We start from the raw sequence: 14248 nt of genomic DNA on the forward strand, positions 1-14248 counted from the left end.
TATTAGAATAAAATAAGCCCTTTTTATTTTAAGGAGAGTGTATGCAAAGAACTTTATCAATCATAAAGCCTGACGCTGTAAAAAAGAATGTAATTGGTGAAATTTTAAGCAGATTTGAAAAGAATGGATTAAAAATCGTTGCTATGAAATATTTACATTTAAGTAAAGATGACGCAGCAAGATTTTATATTGTTCATAAAGATAGACCATTTTATGGTGAATTAACTGATTTTATGAGCAGTGGCCCTGTTGTTGTAAGTGTTTTAGAAGGCGAAGATGCAGTTGCTAAAAATAGAAAATTAATGGGAGCAACAAATCCAAAAGAAGCTGAAAAAGGCACTATTAGAGCAGATTTTGCTGATAGCATTGATGCAAATGCGGTTCATGGCAGCGATAGCTTAGAAAACGCAAAAATTGAAATTGATTTTTTCTTTAATAAGCTTGAAATAAAATGAAAATATTATTTTCTAAAATTAGCAAAGTTAATTATCCATTTAAACTAGACTTAGATAATATGAGCTTAGTTGGCTTTTTAAAAAGAGAAAACGAGCAAATAGTAAATCTAGAAGCTAAAATGAGTGGTACTTTTATGTATCTTTGTGCTAAATGTGGTTGCGAACTTGAGCTTAATATTGATGAGGATATTAAATTAAGTCTTAGCGATGGCGTTTATAAGGATATAGATAATCAGCTTAGCGATACTATGGAATTTTTCAATTCGGAAATTGATTTGTTAGAAATTTTAGAAAGTGAATTAAATTTATATCTTAGTGATAATTTTTATTGTTTAAATTGTGAAAAGGAGTAAAAAATGGCAGTTCCAAAGAGAAGAGTTAGTAAAACAAGAGCAGCAAAAAGACGCACTCATTATAAAATTGAGCTTGTTAGACCAATTAAGGATAAAGACGGAAACTGGAAATTACCACACCGTGTAAATCCTGTAACTGGCGAATACAACACTAAAGAATAACAATGATTAGAGTTGCTGTTGATGCTATGGGTGGGGATTTTTCCTATCCACCAATTTTACAAGGCTGTATTGATGCTTTAAAAGAAAAGAAAGATTTCTCTATTATCTTAGTTGGTGATGAAGAAGCTTTAAGAAAGGGCATTCCTAGTAATCTTTTAGATAGAATTTCTTTTGTTGATACTAAAGATGTTTTTTTAATGGAAGAAAATTCTACCGATGTTTTAAAAAGAAAAGAAAGCAGCATTTATAAAGCAGTTGAACTTGTAAGAAATAAACAAGCAGATGCAGTTGTATCAGCAGGGCATAGTGGTGCTACTATGAGCCTTGCTACTATTAGATTAGGTAGGGTAAAAGGGGTTGATAGACCAGCTATTGCTACCTTGATGCCATCGGTAACTGGTAGAATTTTAGTTCTTGATGTCGGTGCTAATGTTGATTGTGAGAGTGAAAATTTATTACAATTTGCAATTATGGGAGAAGCATACGCAAAAGAAGTAATGGGCATTAAAGAGCCAAAAATCGGATTGTTATCTAATGGAGAAGAAGATTGTAAAGGCAATAAACTTACAAAAGAAAGTCATAAATTATTAAAAAATATGAAAAATTTTGTAGGCAATATTGAAGGTGGCCATATTTTTAGTGGCGAGTGTGATGTTGTTGTTTGTGATGGTTTTACAGGTAATATTTTGCTAAAAACCGCAGAAGGTACGGTGGGAATTTTTACTAAGTTGTTAAGAAGTGAAATTAGTCAATCAAATTTTGCAAAACTTGGTTATATACTTAGTAAAAAGGCTTTTAAGTCTTTAAAAAGACATCTTGATTATGACCAATACGGCGGAGCTCCATTATTAGGAGTTAATCAATGCACAATAATTTCACATGGAAAAAGTAATGAAATAGCAATAAAAAATGCTATTTTTCAAGCTTTAAAATTTGCTAAGTCAAATATAAATGAGAATATAGAAAATGAAATTAAAAGCATGTATTAAAAGTATTGGTGCTTATTTACCTAAAAATATTGTTTATAATCAGGATTTTGAAACTTTTTTAGATACTAGTGATGAGTGGATTACAAGAAGAACAGGTATTAAACAAAGATTTAAGGCTGATAAAGATGAACAAACAAGTGATTTAGCATATAAAGCAGCTTTAGTTGCTATAAAAAGAGCAAAAATTAATATTGATGATATTGATATGATTATTGTTGCTACTTTAAGTCCTGATTATTTTGCTATGCCATCTACTGCAACCTTAGTTGCTCACAAACTTGGTTTAAAGGTTAGTGCTTTTGATATTAGTGCTGCTTGTTCTGGATTTATTTATATGCTTGAATTAGCAAAATCTTTAGTTGAAAGCGCTAGTAAAAAAAATGTTTTAATAATTGGTGCTGAAAAAATCAGTTCAGTTTTAGATTATAACGACCGTTCAACTTGTGTACTATTTGGCGATGGTGCAGCAGCTTGTGTTATATCTGCTGGTTATGAAAATGAAATTTTAGATGTGCAAACAGCAACTGATGGTGAATATGCAAAATTGCTATTTACAAATAGACCAAAATATAGCAAAGATTGTACTCCAATTAGTCTTAAAATGCAAGGTAATGATGTTTTTAAAGTTGCAGTAAACACTTTAGCAAATGAAGTAAAGCATATTTTAAGTAAAAATAATTTAAGCAAAGATGATATTACACATTTTATTCCACATCAAGCTAATTTAAGAATTATTAATTATGTAAAAGAAAAATTAGAGTTAAAAGATGAGCAATGTTGTGTATGTGTAGATAAATACGGTAATACTTCAGCAGCTTCAATTCCTATTGCTATTAACGAGTTATATGAAAGTAAAAAACTTAAAAAAGGTGATTTAATGTTATTTGATGCCTTTGGTGGTGGCTTTACTTGGGGTAGTGCTTTAGCTTACTTTGATGGCGAATAAATATTTTTTATAAAATTATAAAGCAAAAAGTATTTAATAATTTTAAATTCTAAGTTTTTAACTAATACATTTTTATAAAGTTAAAATGCTATAAGTAACAAATATATTTATATATAAAAGCAGCGTTTTTAAAAAGTGCTTGATTATAAAAGTTGTTTAAAGTTTTATATAATAGTATTTAAAACTCCAATTAAATAAGCCAAAAAGAATATTTCATTGTTGTAAATCTTTCACCTTTTCTTCAAAACTATTATAGCTTTTTCACCACTTGTAACTTCTTTTGTTGCTTTTAAAAGTTCAGGGATTTTGTGTTTAGCTTATTTTCTATTTTTGTTTTTTTTTATTTGATTTTTCATTGTTTTTAAAGTATCAAGCATTATTTTTAGCTGTCTTTTGCTCTTAGTTTTTAATTTTTCTATTTAATCTAACTTATCTTTTTTTAAGCGGATATTGACTTAGCAAAATAGCTTATAACACGATTTTAAGGCTTTTCAATGCAGTTTTAAGCTATTTTCAAGTCTAAAAATAAAGCTTAAATTAAACTTAAACTAGCGTTTAAGGAAAATAAGCTAAAAATGATAAAAATTATTAAAATAAATGTAAAGCTTATATTAAACTTAAATTACTTAAAGCCTTAAAGCTTCACTTTTGCTAATTAATCTTTTTACATTATCAAGCACACGCTCTTTTTTCTTTAAACTGCTTTTTGTTTGTTACTACGATAAAGCTATTTGCAAAATACTTTTATAAATACATAATTATGAAAAAATAAGAATATGTGTTAAGAATTTGCTTTGCTTAAAGGTAAAACAGTTAATTTTTGCTATTATTAAAAATTAAATAAAGGAGAGTTTATGAAAAAGTTATTGACATTATATGTATTAGCTTTAACTTGCAGTGCAGTGGGGATTTATGATGTAGAGCCAACGCTAAATGAAGAGCAAATAAAACTTTATGATGAATGTATCAAAGAAAACAATGCTAAATCTTGTGAGGACTATTTAAGTTATAAAAAATATGATAGTAGTGCTTATTTAAAATTAAAAGAGAGTGCTGAAGTAGCTTTTAAAGGTTGCGATGAATTAAAGAACGCTATATCTTGTGAAATGTTGGCTGGTTATTATGAAGAGGGATTTCCACAAAACAAAACTATCGCAAATGATGAAAAAAAATCATTTGAGTATAATTTAAAAACTTGTGAAATTGATAATAAATATTGCTGGTATGTTGGTAATTATTACGAACGAAAATATATTAAAACTAAAGACAAAAAAGATAAAAAACAAGCTTTAAAATATTATAAAATGGCTTGTGATAATGGGTATAAACTAGATTGTGAAGATTATAAAGAATTAGATAGTTGGTGGAAATAATCCACCAATAAATTTAAAAGCCATAAAGCTTCATGGCTACTTTTGTTTTCTTCCACCAAGCAAGGCAAGCAACAGTGTAAAAAATTGATATTTATAATAAAATTGGAGTTAATTAAAAAATATTAAAGCATATTAATCAACTTAAAAAAACTTTTTATATTAATTTTTATTATTTATTTATAATTTATTAAATTATATTATCATTTTTACTTGAAATTTTATCTTACTTTAATAAAAAAAAGCATAAAATTAATTAAAATTTTTTATTTTATTTTAAGGAGGAATTATGCAAACAAATATTATTAAATTATCAGCGCCTATTTTTACGGCTTTATTTGTACTTGCTTTAGCATTTGCCTTTGCTGATTTTACAATTTTAAGCCTTAAGGCATGGATATTTGTAAGTATTTTTGCAGCTTTGGTTGTAGGTTTAATTTTAGAGCCATTACCGCCTGCTTTTATTGGAGTAATAGCGATTGCGGTTGCTGTTTTGTTTAAAGTTGGTCCTGCAAAATCAGCAGCAGCTGATGCAAATATATCTTCTGCTGCAGCTATTAATTGGGGTTTAACTGGTTTTTCAAATGCTGTTGTTTGGCTTATCTTTGCTTCATTTATGATTGGTATTGGCTACGCAAATAGTGGTCTTGGTAAAAGAATTGCATTGCTTTTAGTAAAAAAATTAGGTAAAAGTACTTTAGGCTTAGGCTATGCTATTGCCTTTGCTGATTTAATTTTAGCTCCATTTATACCATCAAATGCTGCAAGAAGTGGCGGAACTATTTATCCAATTGCAACTAGCATTCCTGCTATGTTTGATTCTTTTCCTGATAAAAACCCTAGAAAAATAGGTTCTTATTTAGCGTGGGTATCTCTTGCTACTACATGTATTTCAAGCTCTATTTTTTTAACAGGTCAAGCGCCAAATCCACTTGCTTTAAACCTTGTTAGCTCTGCTGGGGTGAAGGTTGTAGATTGGATGGGCTGGTTTTTAGCTTTTTTACCTGTAGGAATTATTTTATTTGCAATTACACCTTTGCTTACATATTTTATTTATCCACCTGAAATTAAAGGCTCACCAGAGATTACAAAATGGGCTAGTGATGAGCTTGATAAAATAGGTAAAATTACTACAAAAGAAATAATAATGCTTTGCATATCAATAGCGGCATTAATCTTATGGATAGGTTCAAAGGCTTTTAGTATCAATGCTACAACAACAGCTATCTTGGTAATTATTGCTATGATACTTTGTAAGATTATTTCTTGGCAAGATTTTTTAGCAAATAAACCTGCTTGGAATGTATTAACTTGGTTTGCAACCTTAGTTACAATGGCAGGTGGTTTAAAAAATGTCGGATTTTTAGATTATTTATCTAAAAATACAGAATCTTTATTGGTGCATTTGCAACCTACTTTAGCCTTAATGATTTTATTAGTTGTATTTTGTTTATTAAGGTATTTTTTTGCTTCAGGTACAGCTTATGTTACTGCAGTAGCAGGGGTTTTTGCAACTATGGCTACAAAAATTACTGGTTTTTCTCCTGAATTTACTATGATATTTTTACTAGCTCCAATGGGTATGATAAGTGTTTTAACACCTTATGGAACAGGACATAGTCCAATTTGGTTTGCTAGTGGTTATATTAAAGGTTCTGATTTTTGGCGTTTAGGTGCAATTTTTGGATTAATATATTTTATAATCTATGTGCTTATTGCTTACCCGTATTTAAGTTTTATGCAAAAATATATATTTTAAATTCTCATAATTTTTTATGAGAATTTTAATTTAGCAAACTAAGTTCATCATCGCAAAGTTGTTTATAATTATTACCTTCTTTGCATTTGCTTAAACTTTGTTTTGCTAAATCAATTTTATTTAAAGCTTTATAAATTTTAGCTTGTAAAAATAAAGCTCTTGTATAATCGCCATCATCTAATTTTAATTTTAGTAAGTCTTTTACAATTTCTTCAGCTTTTTTAAATTCATTTTTACTGATTAAGGCATCAAGAGTTATAAATTCTAATTCAGGGCTATAAAGATTTACACCTATTTTATTTTGAATATCTATTGCTTTTTGACCATAAGTTATTATTGATAATGGCATTTTATTTTTATTAAAATAAGCTAAAAATTCATTGTAGATTTCAACAATTTTAAAGTCATTGCTAATTTTTTCTAGCTTTTTTAAATTAAAAATAGCATTATTATAATCATTAAGTCTTAAATAAGATAAACTTAAGGTGCTGTAAATATCAAAATATTCATCTTTATAAATACTCTTTCTGCTTTTTAGCGTTTTGTTTAGTATTTTAATGCTTTCTTTGTATTCTTGTTTTTTAAATAAAATTTGTGCTTGTTTTATACTATAAAAAATATCATCTTCATTAATAAATTCGCTAGCAGCTTTAAAGGCTAAATCGTCTTCATATTTTCTAATCAAACACACAACTAAGCTTTTTTTATTATTCAATTTAGCAAATTCATTAAAATCATAGTCTTTTATTAAATCAAGGGCTATATCGCAATCTTTAGTTTTTAAACTAGAGTCAATTAGTATTTTTAAAGATTTATCAAATAAATCGCTTAAAACATCATTTTCAAGTTTTTTTATTTTTTTATCATAATTTAAAATTTGCGTGTATTCTTTTTCTTTAAAAAGTAATTTTACTTCTTCAAGCAAGGCACGGTCTGATATTTCATTATCATATTTTGCCATTAATAATTTATAATATTCGTGTAATTTAAAACTATCTGTTTCTTTGCTATGAAAATATAATAAATCAATAGCTTCATCAATAACGCTTAAATATTCTCCGTTTGAATAGAGTTTTTTATATTCGTTTAGATATTTTTGCGCTTTATCGTATTCTTTGATTTTACTTAAAGAAAGAGCTAAATTTTTTAAAGATTTTTCATAATATTGGTTTTGGCTATTTGAATTATCAAGCACGAATTCATAAATAACTGCTGCAATATCATAAAGTTTATTATTGTAAAAATCATCAGCTAAGGCTATTGTTTTTTCTTTATCTTCAAGTAAAAAAGGTTTATTTGCATTAAAAACTTTTAATACAAATTCCTTTGCCTCAGCAATTTTTTTATCACTTATATTTATTCTTGCTAAAGCTATTGCGGCTTTACTTGCTAGAGTTGTGCTATTTGAAGTAAAAAGCGTGTTATTGTACAACAGACTAGCTTGTTGTTTTTTATTATGCGCTAATAAATAATCAGCATAATCTAAATTAGCTAATTTTGTGTAATAAGAATTAGGATGTTCATTGTTTAAAATATCTATAAAATATTGTGCGTTTGAGCTTTGCTCTATTTTTAAATAAGTTTTAATTAATAATTGCAAAGTTTCAGGGTAGTTTTCACTGCTTGCAAATTTTTTAGCATAGTCTTTTACATCTTTTATGATTTCATCAGCATAGGTTGAATCTTGATGCAATAATTCTACCATAGCTCTTATTTTATATAAATAAAATTCACTTAAAAAAATACTTTTTCCATATTTATTAATTGCTTGCAAGCTTAAGTCTAATAGCTCTTTATATTTTTTGCTTTCATAAAATTTTTTTAAATCCAAATATGTGCTAATATCAGCATTATCACTAATATTTACAGGATTTTTATCTAAATCTAATCCTCCTACAAAGGGTAAGTTTAAATTAGGATATAAAACATCAAAATCTAAGCCATTTACAGCATTTTTTACCTTGTAATCTGGATAAAAAATAATACTCCAGTATTTTGACTTATCGCTTGTTTTATTTTTTATTTCTTTTTTTAAAAAATCATTTTCATCTAAGGGTAAAATTAGGCTTTGAGTTTTTGGATATATAAAAATATCTAATTTTTCTTTTTTATTTTGAAAGACAATTTTAAACAATTTTAAATCTTGATTAGCTATTAATTTTGCTCTTCCTAAAACGCTGCATTTATAATAAATATTTGTATTATTATCTTGCAAAGTAAGGCAGTTTATATCTTGCTCGTCTTTTATGTGCAAAATATCAATTTGAGTATTATTCTCTTTTCCTGTGTTTAAAAAAACTTCAAAAGCAAAAGAATTTAAAACTAGAAAAAAGAATAATATTTTTTTCATATGTAATTTAATACCAAGCTAGAAATAAAGCTAACGATTATTGAAAACGCTATTAATGCTTTTTGAGTGTTTGTAAAATAAATAAAGTATTTTGTACTTGAATCAGCAAAAATTGCTTTTATAAATTTTAAATAAGCAAAAAGCATAATTAAAGATGAAAGCGCCATACAAAGTGCTATTATGAAATTAAATTTCAAACTCGCATAGATTGCTAAAACTTTTGCAAAAAATACTCCAAATGGTGGAATTGCAGCTAAGTTTAATAATAAAACAACTAAGGCTATAGCATAAAGTGGGTATGCTTTAAAAAAGCCATTTATATCTTCATATTTAGTACTTTTAAAGCTACTTAAAATTAAAAATACAGCCAAATTTACAAAGGCAAAAGAAATAAAATAAAATAAAGCATAATTTAAATACGCCCCTTGATTGCTTATAGTAGCTATTATCAAAGCAAAAGATGAGTGCGAAATAGAACTTAAAACAAGCATTGATTTTGCATCTGTTTGCTTTAAAGACATAAAACTAGCAAAAAGCATTGAAAAAGCTGCAATTATGCAAAATGCAAAAGAATTTTGCGCATTTGCTAATAAAATATTAGCCACAATAATAATCGCACTCTTAGGAGCTACGGAAATAAATCCAGCCAATAAGGTATCGCTTTTTAAATATACATCTTTAAGCCATAAGTGAAAAGGTGCAACAGAAAGTTTAAATAAAATAGTAGCTCCTATCATAGCAAAGGCAATAATTTGCACAGGGCTTGAGAGTTCAATATATTCTATGTTTAAATCAGCACTTGAGTAATAATACATAGCACTTCCAAAAGCAAAAAATGCCGATGAAATCATACCGTAATTAAAATATTTTAAACTTGCTTTAATTGCACTCTTTTTAAAAGCTATTAAAGAATAAAGAGCCAAAGAAGAGCCTTCTAAGCATACAAAAATCATAATTAAATTCTTTGTGCTTACTAAGAAAGAAAAGCAAGTTAGCATAAATAATAATAAAGCATAAAATTCACTTTTGTATTCGTTTTTAATACTTAAAATATAATAAATATTTATACTAGCAATAAGAATTATTGCGTATTGTGATATTTTTGTAAAGCTAAGTAAGTTAAAAAAACTAGTGTTATATTCTTGATTAAATATAAAAATTATATTTAAAACTATTGATAAAATACTTACCGATTTTAAAGCACTTTGTGTAAAAAACTTTGAAAAAAGCAATAAAACACAAGCTGCAAAAGTAGGTAATAAATAAGGTAAAAGTAAGCTAAAATTTAATTCACTACTTATCATCTTTTCTCCTTATATTAATTCTAAAATTAAATTAGGCACAACGCCTAGCAACACGCATAAAAAGCATAAAAAGCCTAGAATGATTTTTTGATATAAATTTGCTTTTAAAATCAATTTATTATCTTGTCCTAAAAAGCATTCTCTAAACATTTTTAACATATAAATTGCACCTAAAACAACAATAAAAGTAGCAATAATTCCATAAATTCTTGCATTTTCAAATAAGCCATAAAGAACCATAAATTCGCCAACAAAATTAATAGTAAGCGGTAAAGAAATTGAACTAAACAATAAAATTCCAAAAACTAAGCTAAGTTTAGGATTTGCAAAGGCTAATCCTTTTAGCTTATCTAATTCATATGTTTTTGTGTTTTTATAGATTATATCAGCAAATAAAAACATAGCTCCACTTACAATAGCGTGTGCTATCATATAAAAAACTGCTCCTGTGATTGCTATTTGATTTAATGAAAAAACTCCAAGACTTAAAATACCAATGTGAGATATTGAGCTTAAAGCACATAATTCTTTATAATTTTTTGCACTTGCTGCTAATAAAGCTGCATAAAGTGCAGAAATTAGACATAAAGATAAAATAATATTATGATATTGAGCGATAACATCAGCAAATAAAGGCACTAAGAATTTTAAAAAGCCAAAGGGAGCCATTTTAAAAGCAACTAACATAACGCTAACAAAATTAGGTGCTTTATCATAGGTTTTAATCGCCCAACTATGCATTGGAAAAATAGGGGCTTTTATTATAAAAGCTAGAAAAAATCCTAAAAATAATAAAGTTTTTTCTTTCATAGTAAATGATGAGGTTGAAAAATAAACCATATTAAAATTCATAATACTTGAATTAAAAGAATTTAAAGCAAGATAAATAATGCTAAGCAACATTAAAATTGAACCTAAAAATGCAAAAATAAAAAATCTTTTTGCTAATACAGCTTGATTGTGCTTTAACATTAAATATAGTAAAGGCAGTAATGATACTTCCCAGAAAATATAAAACAATAAAGCATCATTTGTAAAAAATAAGCCATTCATACAAGAGCTTAAAATCATAGCGCAAATTAAAAAGTCTTTTTTGTAATCATCAAAAAAGCACATTGAAATAAAAAGCATAAAATTAGCAACTAAAGCTAACAATAAAGCAATATTATTTGCATCTAAGATAATGCCAAAATTAATTGTATTTATTAAAGTATAGGCAAACCTTAAATCATTTGAAATAAAAGCATAAATGTTTAAAATAACAATTATTAATGAAAAAATTACAGCATTAATTTTTACACTTTTATCGTTTAAAAAATAAGCAAAAATAGCAAAAAGTAATGGTAAAAAAACTAAATAACTAAGCATACATCACCACCAATATAGATAAAATTAAAAGCACAAAAAAGGCAAATATAAACATTATATGTTGAGTTAAATGCCCATCTTTGCAATCTTTTGAGGATAAAGATAAAATAAATTTTTTAGAATCTTCAAAAATCAAACTATAAAGATTTTCTTCAAATGAACGCATAAAATTAGAGAATTTTAAATAAGGATTTATAAAAATAAGCTCATAAAATGCAGCTATGTAATATTCATTTTCTAAAAGTTTTCTTATTTTACAAGAACATTGTTTTTCTTTTTTTCTAAATTTAAATATAGCAAGTACAATCGCACTAAGCGCAACAAGTAAGGATATTGCTATTAAAAGATAATCACTTTTTAACTCTTGAGCATTTGTAAATGCAAAGAATTTAGTATGGAAAAACCCAGCAATAATAGCCAAAATAACTAAAGGCAGCATAGCAAAAAGTGCTACAAAATTAGCTTCGTGAGCGTGATTTTTATCAGTACTTGGTGCAAAAAATACTAGCATTAATAATCTAAAAGAATAAAAAGCAGTTAAAAAAGCAGTAAAGAGCAATACAGCATATAAAATATAATGCTCTGTATGCATTGAATAATCTAAAATTAAATCCTTGCTAAAAAAACCTGCAAAAGGATAAATACCGCTTAAGGCTAAAGAAGCAATTATCATAAAAATAGCAGTTATTTTCATCTTTTTAAATAAAGCACCCATTTTATGAATATTTAACTCATCATTCATAGCGTGCATTACATTACCAGCACCTAAAAATAATAAAGCCTTAAAAAAAGCATGTGTAATTAAATGAAATAAGGCTATTTTATAAGCTCCTAAACCACAAGCTACAAACATATAACCTAATTGAGATAGGGTAGAAAAGGCAATAATTCTTTTTAAATCACTTGCAACAACAGCCATACTTGCAGCAAAAATAGCAACAAAGGCTCCTAAACAAGCTATAAAATAGCTAACTTGAGTTGTTAAAGTATAAAGCGGCTCTAATCTTATTAGTAAATAAACTCCAGCAGTAACCATAGTTGCAGCATGAATTAGCGCTGAAACAGGTGTAGGGCCTGCCATAGCATTTGCTAACCAAGTATGAAAAGGAAATTGTGCTGATTTTCCCATTGCTCCAACAAATAATAAAGCTGCAATCAAAGTTAATGTATTATCTTCGTTTAATAATTCAATATAAGAAAGCATACTACTTAAGTGGAAAAATGAAAAAGTTTGAAAATTTAAATATATTAAAAATATTCCAAGCAGCATTGCAAAATCGCTTATTCTATTCATAATAAATGCTTCATTTGCTGCTTTTGAATATTTTGTATTTGTATGCCAAAAGCCAATTAATAGCCAAGAGCATAAGCCAACTCCCTCCCAGCCAACAAACATAAATAAGATATTATCACTTAGAACAAGAATTAGCATACAAAATACAAATAAACCTAAAAATGAAAAGAATTTATTAAATTTTTCATCATTTTGCATATAGTAAATACTATAAAAATGCACACAAGTAGCAACTAAACTTACAACACAAATCATTGCTAAGCTTGTACTATCAACATAAATCCCAAAATTAGCATTTATAGTACTAATCCAAGGAGCAAGCACAAAAGCACCTTCAATATTTGCATATAAATACAAAGAAATAAGAGCAAAAACAAAGGATAAAAACAATAAATACGAGCAAAAATATCCTAAAAGCTTATTTTTAGGAGAAAAACTATAAAAAGCAGCTACAAGTGCTGAAAATAAAGGTAAAAATAAGGTATAAATTAAACTCATTTGCTTTCTCCTAAATCAAAATCCAAGCTCTTATCTTGTCTAAATTTAATAACACAAAGACTAAGTCCAACAACGATTTCACAAGCAGCAATAGCCATTATAAAAATTGCAAATATTTGCCCATTTAAGTCATTGTGAATTTTAGAAATACTTACAAAGGCTAAATTAGCAGCATTTAGCATAATTTCAGTGCTAATAAAAAACATTATTAAATTCTGTCTTTTTAAAATCCCAATAATGCCTATTACAAAAAGTATAAATGATAAAATAAGGTAATTATTCATTGTTCTTCCTTTATTTTTTTAGCAACTAAGGCAATAGCACATACTAAAACAATAAGCATAACTAAGGCTATTAATTCAAAGGCTAATAAATATTTTGTAAATAATACAACGCCTATATTTTGAGTATTATTAAAATCGTTATCTATAGGCACGCTAGCGGTTTTATTGCTTATTTTTGGCATACAAAGCATAAAAATTAGCATAAGAATACTTAAAATACTAAGCGTAAAAAAACTTTTTTTATGTTTTAATTTTTCATTTAATTCTTTATTTAAATCAAAAAACATCATTGCAAAACTATAAAGCCCTAAAACAGCTCCGCTATAAACTATAATTTGTGCTGCACCTATAAATTCAGCATCAAGTAAAAAATAATGCGCACTTAAAAGCACCATACCGCAAGCAAGAGAGCTTATAGAATATAAAACATTTTTTGAGCTAATTGCAATTATAAAAAATGCAATTACAAGTACTGCAAAAATATAAAAGCCAATAAGTTCAAACATTTTCTTCTCCTTTAGCTGCTAGTTCAATTTCATAATAATTAGGCGTTTTTTTAACAAAAGCACTAGCATCTTTTCTTAAAGCTCCTGCACCTTCAAATTCTACTTGTTCTTTGAGTTTATCAATTGGAGTAAGAATATCTTTTTTGTGTGCAAAATAAGCTCTTTGCTCACAAGCATTTTCATACTCAACTCCATGTACAATTGCAAGTTCAGGACAAACTTCAGCACAAAAACCACAATAAATACATCTTCCAAGATTAATAGAATAATTACTAACTAATTTTCTTCCATCGCTTCCTAGCTCTGTTTGCATTCTAATGCAATTACTAATGCAAATCTTTTCACATAATCCACAGCCAATACAACGCTCGCTTTCACTTTCTATAAATCTTTGTAATCTATGCACAGCACGATAGCGATTATCTAATTTTATTTTCTCAAAAGGATATTTAATAGTAGCGGTGTTAAACTTAAATGTTTCATTTATTACTGAAAATACCCCTACTAATAATTCGGTATTTAAACATCTTTTAACGCTTTTAATAAATTTTTCATAAGGACTTAAGAGTAGCTTTCTATTTTCATCTACTTTTTTGTATCTTTGCATTTT

General features: G+C 27.1%; 14 protein-coding genes. 7 read left to right on the plus strand and 7 right to left on the minus strand.

Annotated elements, in window-relative coordinates; translation table 11 throughout:
• The first annotated feature begins 41 nt into the window (after nucleotides 1–41).
• The 7 genes from ndk to CCANL266_RS01150 all read left to right on the plus strand — a co-directional run bounded on the left by ndk (nucleotide 42) and on the right by CCANL266_RS01150 (nucleotide 6034).
• Complete coding sequence (gene ndk, locus CCANL266_RS01120) at nucleotides 42–455, plus strand: nucleoside-diphosphate kinase (protein WP_172230192.1); 414 nt, start codon at nucleotides 42–44, stop codon at nucleotides 453–455.
• A complete protein-coding gene (locus tag CCANL266_RS01125; RefSeq protein WP_172230194.1) occupies nucleotides 452–808 on the plus strand; it encodes a hypothetical protein in 357 nt (118 codons plus the stop codon). The genes ndk and CCANL266_RS01125 overlap by 4 nt, the downstream gene beginning before the upstream one ends.
• 3 nt (nucleotides 809–811) lie before the next feature.
• A complete protein-coding gene (gene rpmF, locus CCANL266_RS01130; RefSeq protein WP_172230196.1) occupies nucleotides 812–970 on the plus strand; it encodes a 50S ribosomal protein L32 in 159 nt (52 codons plus the stop codon).
• Between the two features lie 2 nt (nucleotides 971–972).
• On the plus strand, nucleotides 973–1959 hold the full coding sequence (gene plsX, locus CCANL266_RS01135) for a phosphate acyltransferase PlsX (RefSeq protein ID WP_172230198.1): 987 nt from the start codon (nucleotides 973–975) through the stop codon (nucleotides 1957–1959).
• Nucleotides 1937–2905 carry a beta-ketoacyl-ACP synthase III gene (locus CCANL266_RS01140; protein WP_172230201.1) on the plus strand — a complete coding sequence of 323 codons (969 nt, stop codon included), beginning with the start codon at nucleotides 1937–1939 and terminating at the stop codon, nucleotides 2903–2905. Before plsX ends, CCANL266_RS01140 begins: the two co-directional genes overlap by 23 nt.
• An 854-nt stretch (nucleotides 2906–3759) precedes the next feature.
• The gene (locus tag CCANL266_RS01145; protein WP_172230203.1) at nucleotides 3760–4278 is read left to right on the plus strand and encodes a hypothetical protein; all 519 of its coding nucleotides are present in this window, start codon (nucleotides 3760–3762) and stop codon (nucleotides 4276–4278) included.
• A gap of 286 nt (nucleotides 4279–4564) precedes the next feature.
• Nucleotides 4565–6034: a DASS family sodium-coupled anion symporter gene (locus CCANL266_RS01150; RefSeq protein WP_172230205.1), complete on the plus strand. Its 1470-nt coding sequence runs from the start codon at nucleotides 4565–4567 to the stop codon at nucleotides 6032–6034.
• A 25-nt stretch (nucleotides 6035–6059) separates the two neighbouring features.
• On the opposite strand, the gene CCANL266_RS01155 is transcribed toward CCANL266_RS01150, so the two are convergent.
• The 7 genes from CCANL266_RS01155 to nuoI are packed head-to-tail and all read right to left on the minus strand — an operon-like array spanning nucleotide 6060 to nucleotide 14245.
• The gene (locus CCANL266_RS01155; protein WP_172230207.1) at nucleotides 6060–8384 is read right to left on the minus strand and encodes a tetratricopeptide repeat protein; all 2325 of its coding nucleotides are present in this window, start codon (nucleotides 8382–8384) and stop codon (nucleotides 6060–6062) included.
• Nucleotides 8381–9688: an NADH-quinone oxidoreductase subunit N gene (locus CCANL266_RS01160; protein WP_172230209.1), complete on the minus strand. Its 1308-nt coding sequence runs from the start codon at nucleotides 9686–9688 to the stop codon at nucleotides 8381–8383. The genes CCANL266_RS01155 and CCANL266_RS01160 overlap by 4 nt, the downstream gene beginning before the upstream one ends.
• 9 nt (nucleotides 9689–9697) lie before the next feature.
• On the minus strand, nucleotides 9698–11056 hold the full coding sequence (locus CCANL266_RS01165) for a complex I subunit 4 family protein (protein ID WP_172230211.1): 1359 nt from the start codon (nucleotides 11054–11056) through the stop codon (nucleotides 9698–9700).
• Nucleotides 11049–12848 carry an NADH-quinone oxidoreductase subunit L gene (gene nuoL / locus CCANL266_RS01170; RefSeq protein WP_172230214.1) on the minus strand — a complete coding sequence of 600 codons (1800 nt, stop codon included), beginning with the start codon at nucleotides 12846–12848 and terminating at the stop codon, nucleotides 11049–11051. The genes CCANL266_RS01165 and nuoL overlap by 8 nt, the downstream gene beginning before the upstream one ends.
• Nucleotides 12845–13132, minus strand: coding sequence for an NADH-quinone oxidoreductase subunit NuoK (gene nuoK / locus CCANL266_RS01175; RefSeq protein ID WP_172230217.1), 288 nt, complete (start codon nucleotides 13130–13132; stop codon nucleotides 12845–12847). Before nuoK ends, nuoL begins: the two co-directional genes overlap by 4 nt.
• Complete coding sequence (locus CCANL266_RS01180) at nucleotides 13129–13638, minus strand: NADH-quinone oxidoreductase subunit J (protein WP_172230220.1); 510 nt, start codon at nucleotides 13636–13638, stop codon at nucleotides 13129–13131. The genes nuoK and CCANL266_RS01180 overlap by 4 nt, the downstream gene beginning before the upstream one ends.
• On the minus strand, nucleotides 13631–14245 hold the full coding sequence (nuoI, locus tag CCANL266_RS01185) for an NADH-quinone oxidoreductase subunit NuoI (protein ID WP_172230223.1): 615 nt from the start codon (nucleotides 14243–14245) through the stop codon (nucleotides 13631–13633). Before nuoI ends, CCANL266_RS01180 begins: the two co-directional genes overlap by 8 nt.
• Between the last annotated feature and the right edge of the window lie 3 nt (nucleotides 14246–14248).

The organism is Campylobacter canadensis, assembly GCF_013177655.1.
Classification (GTDB): Bacteria; Campylobacterota; Campylobacteria; order Campylobacterales; family Campylobacteraceae; genus Campylobacter_E; species Campylobacter_E canadensis.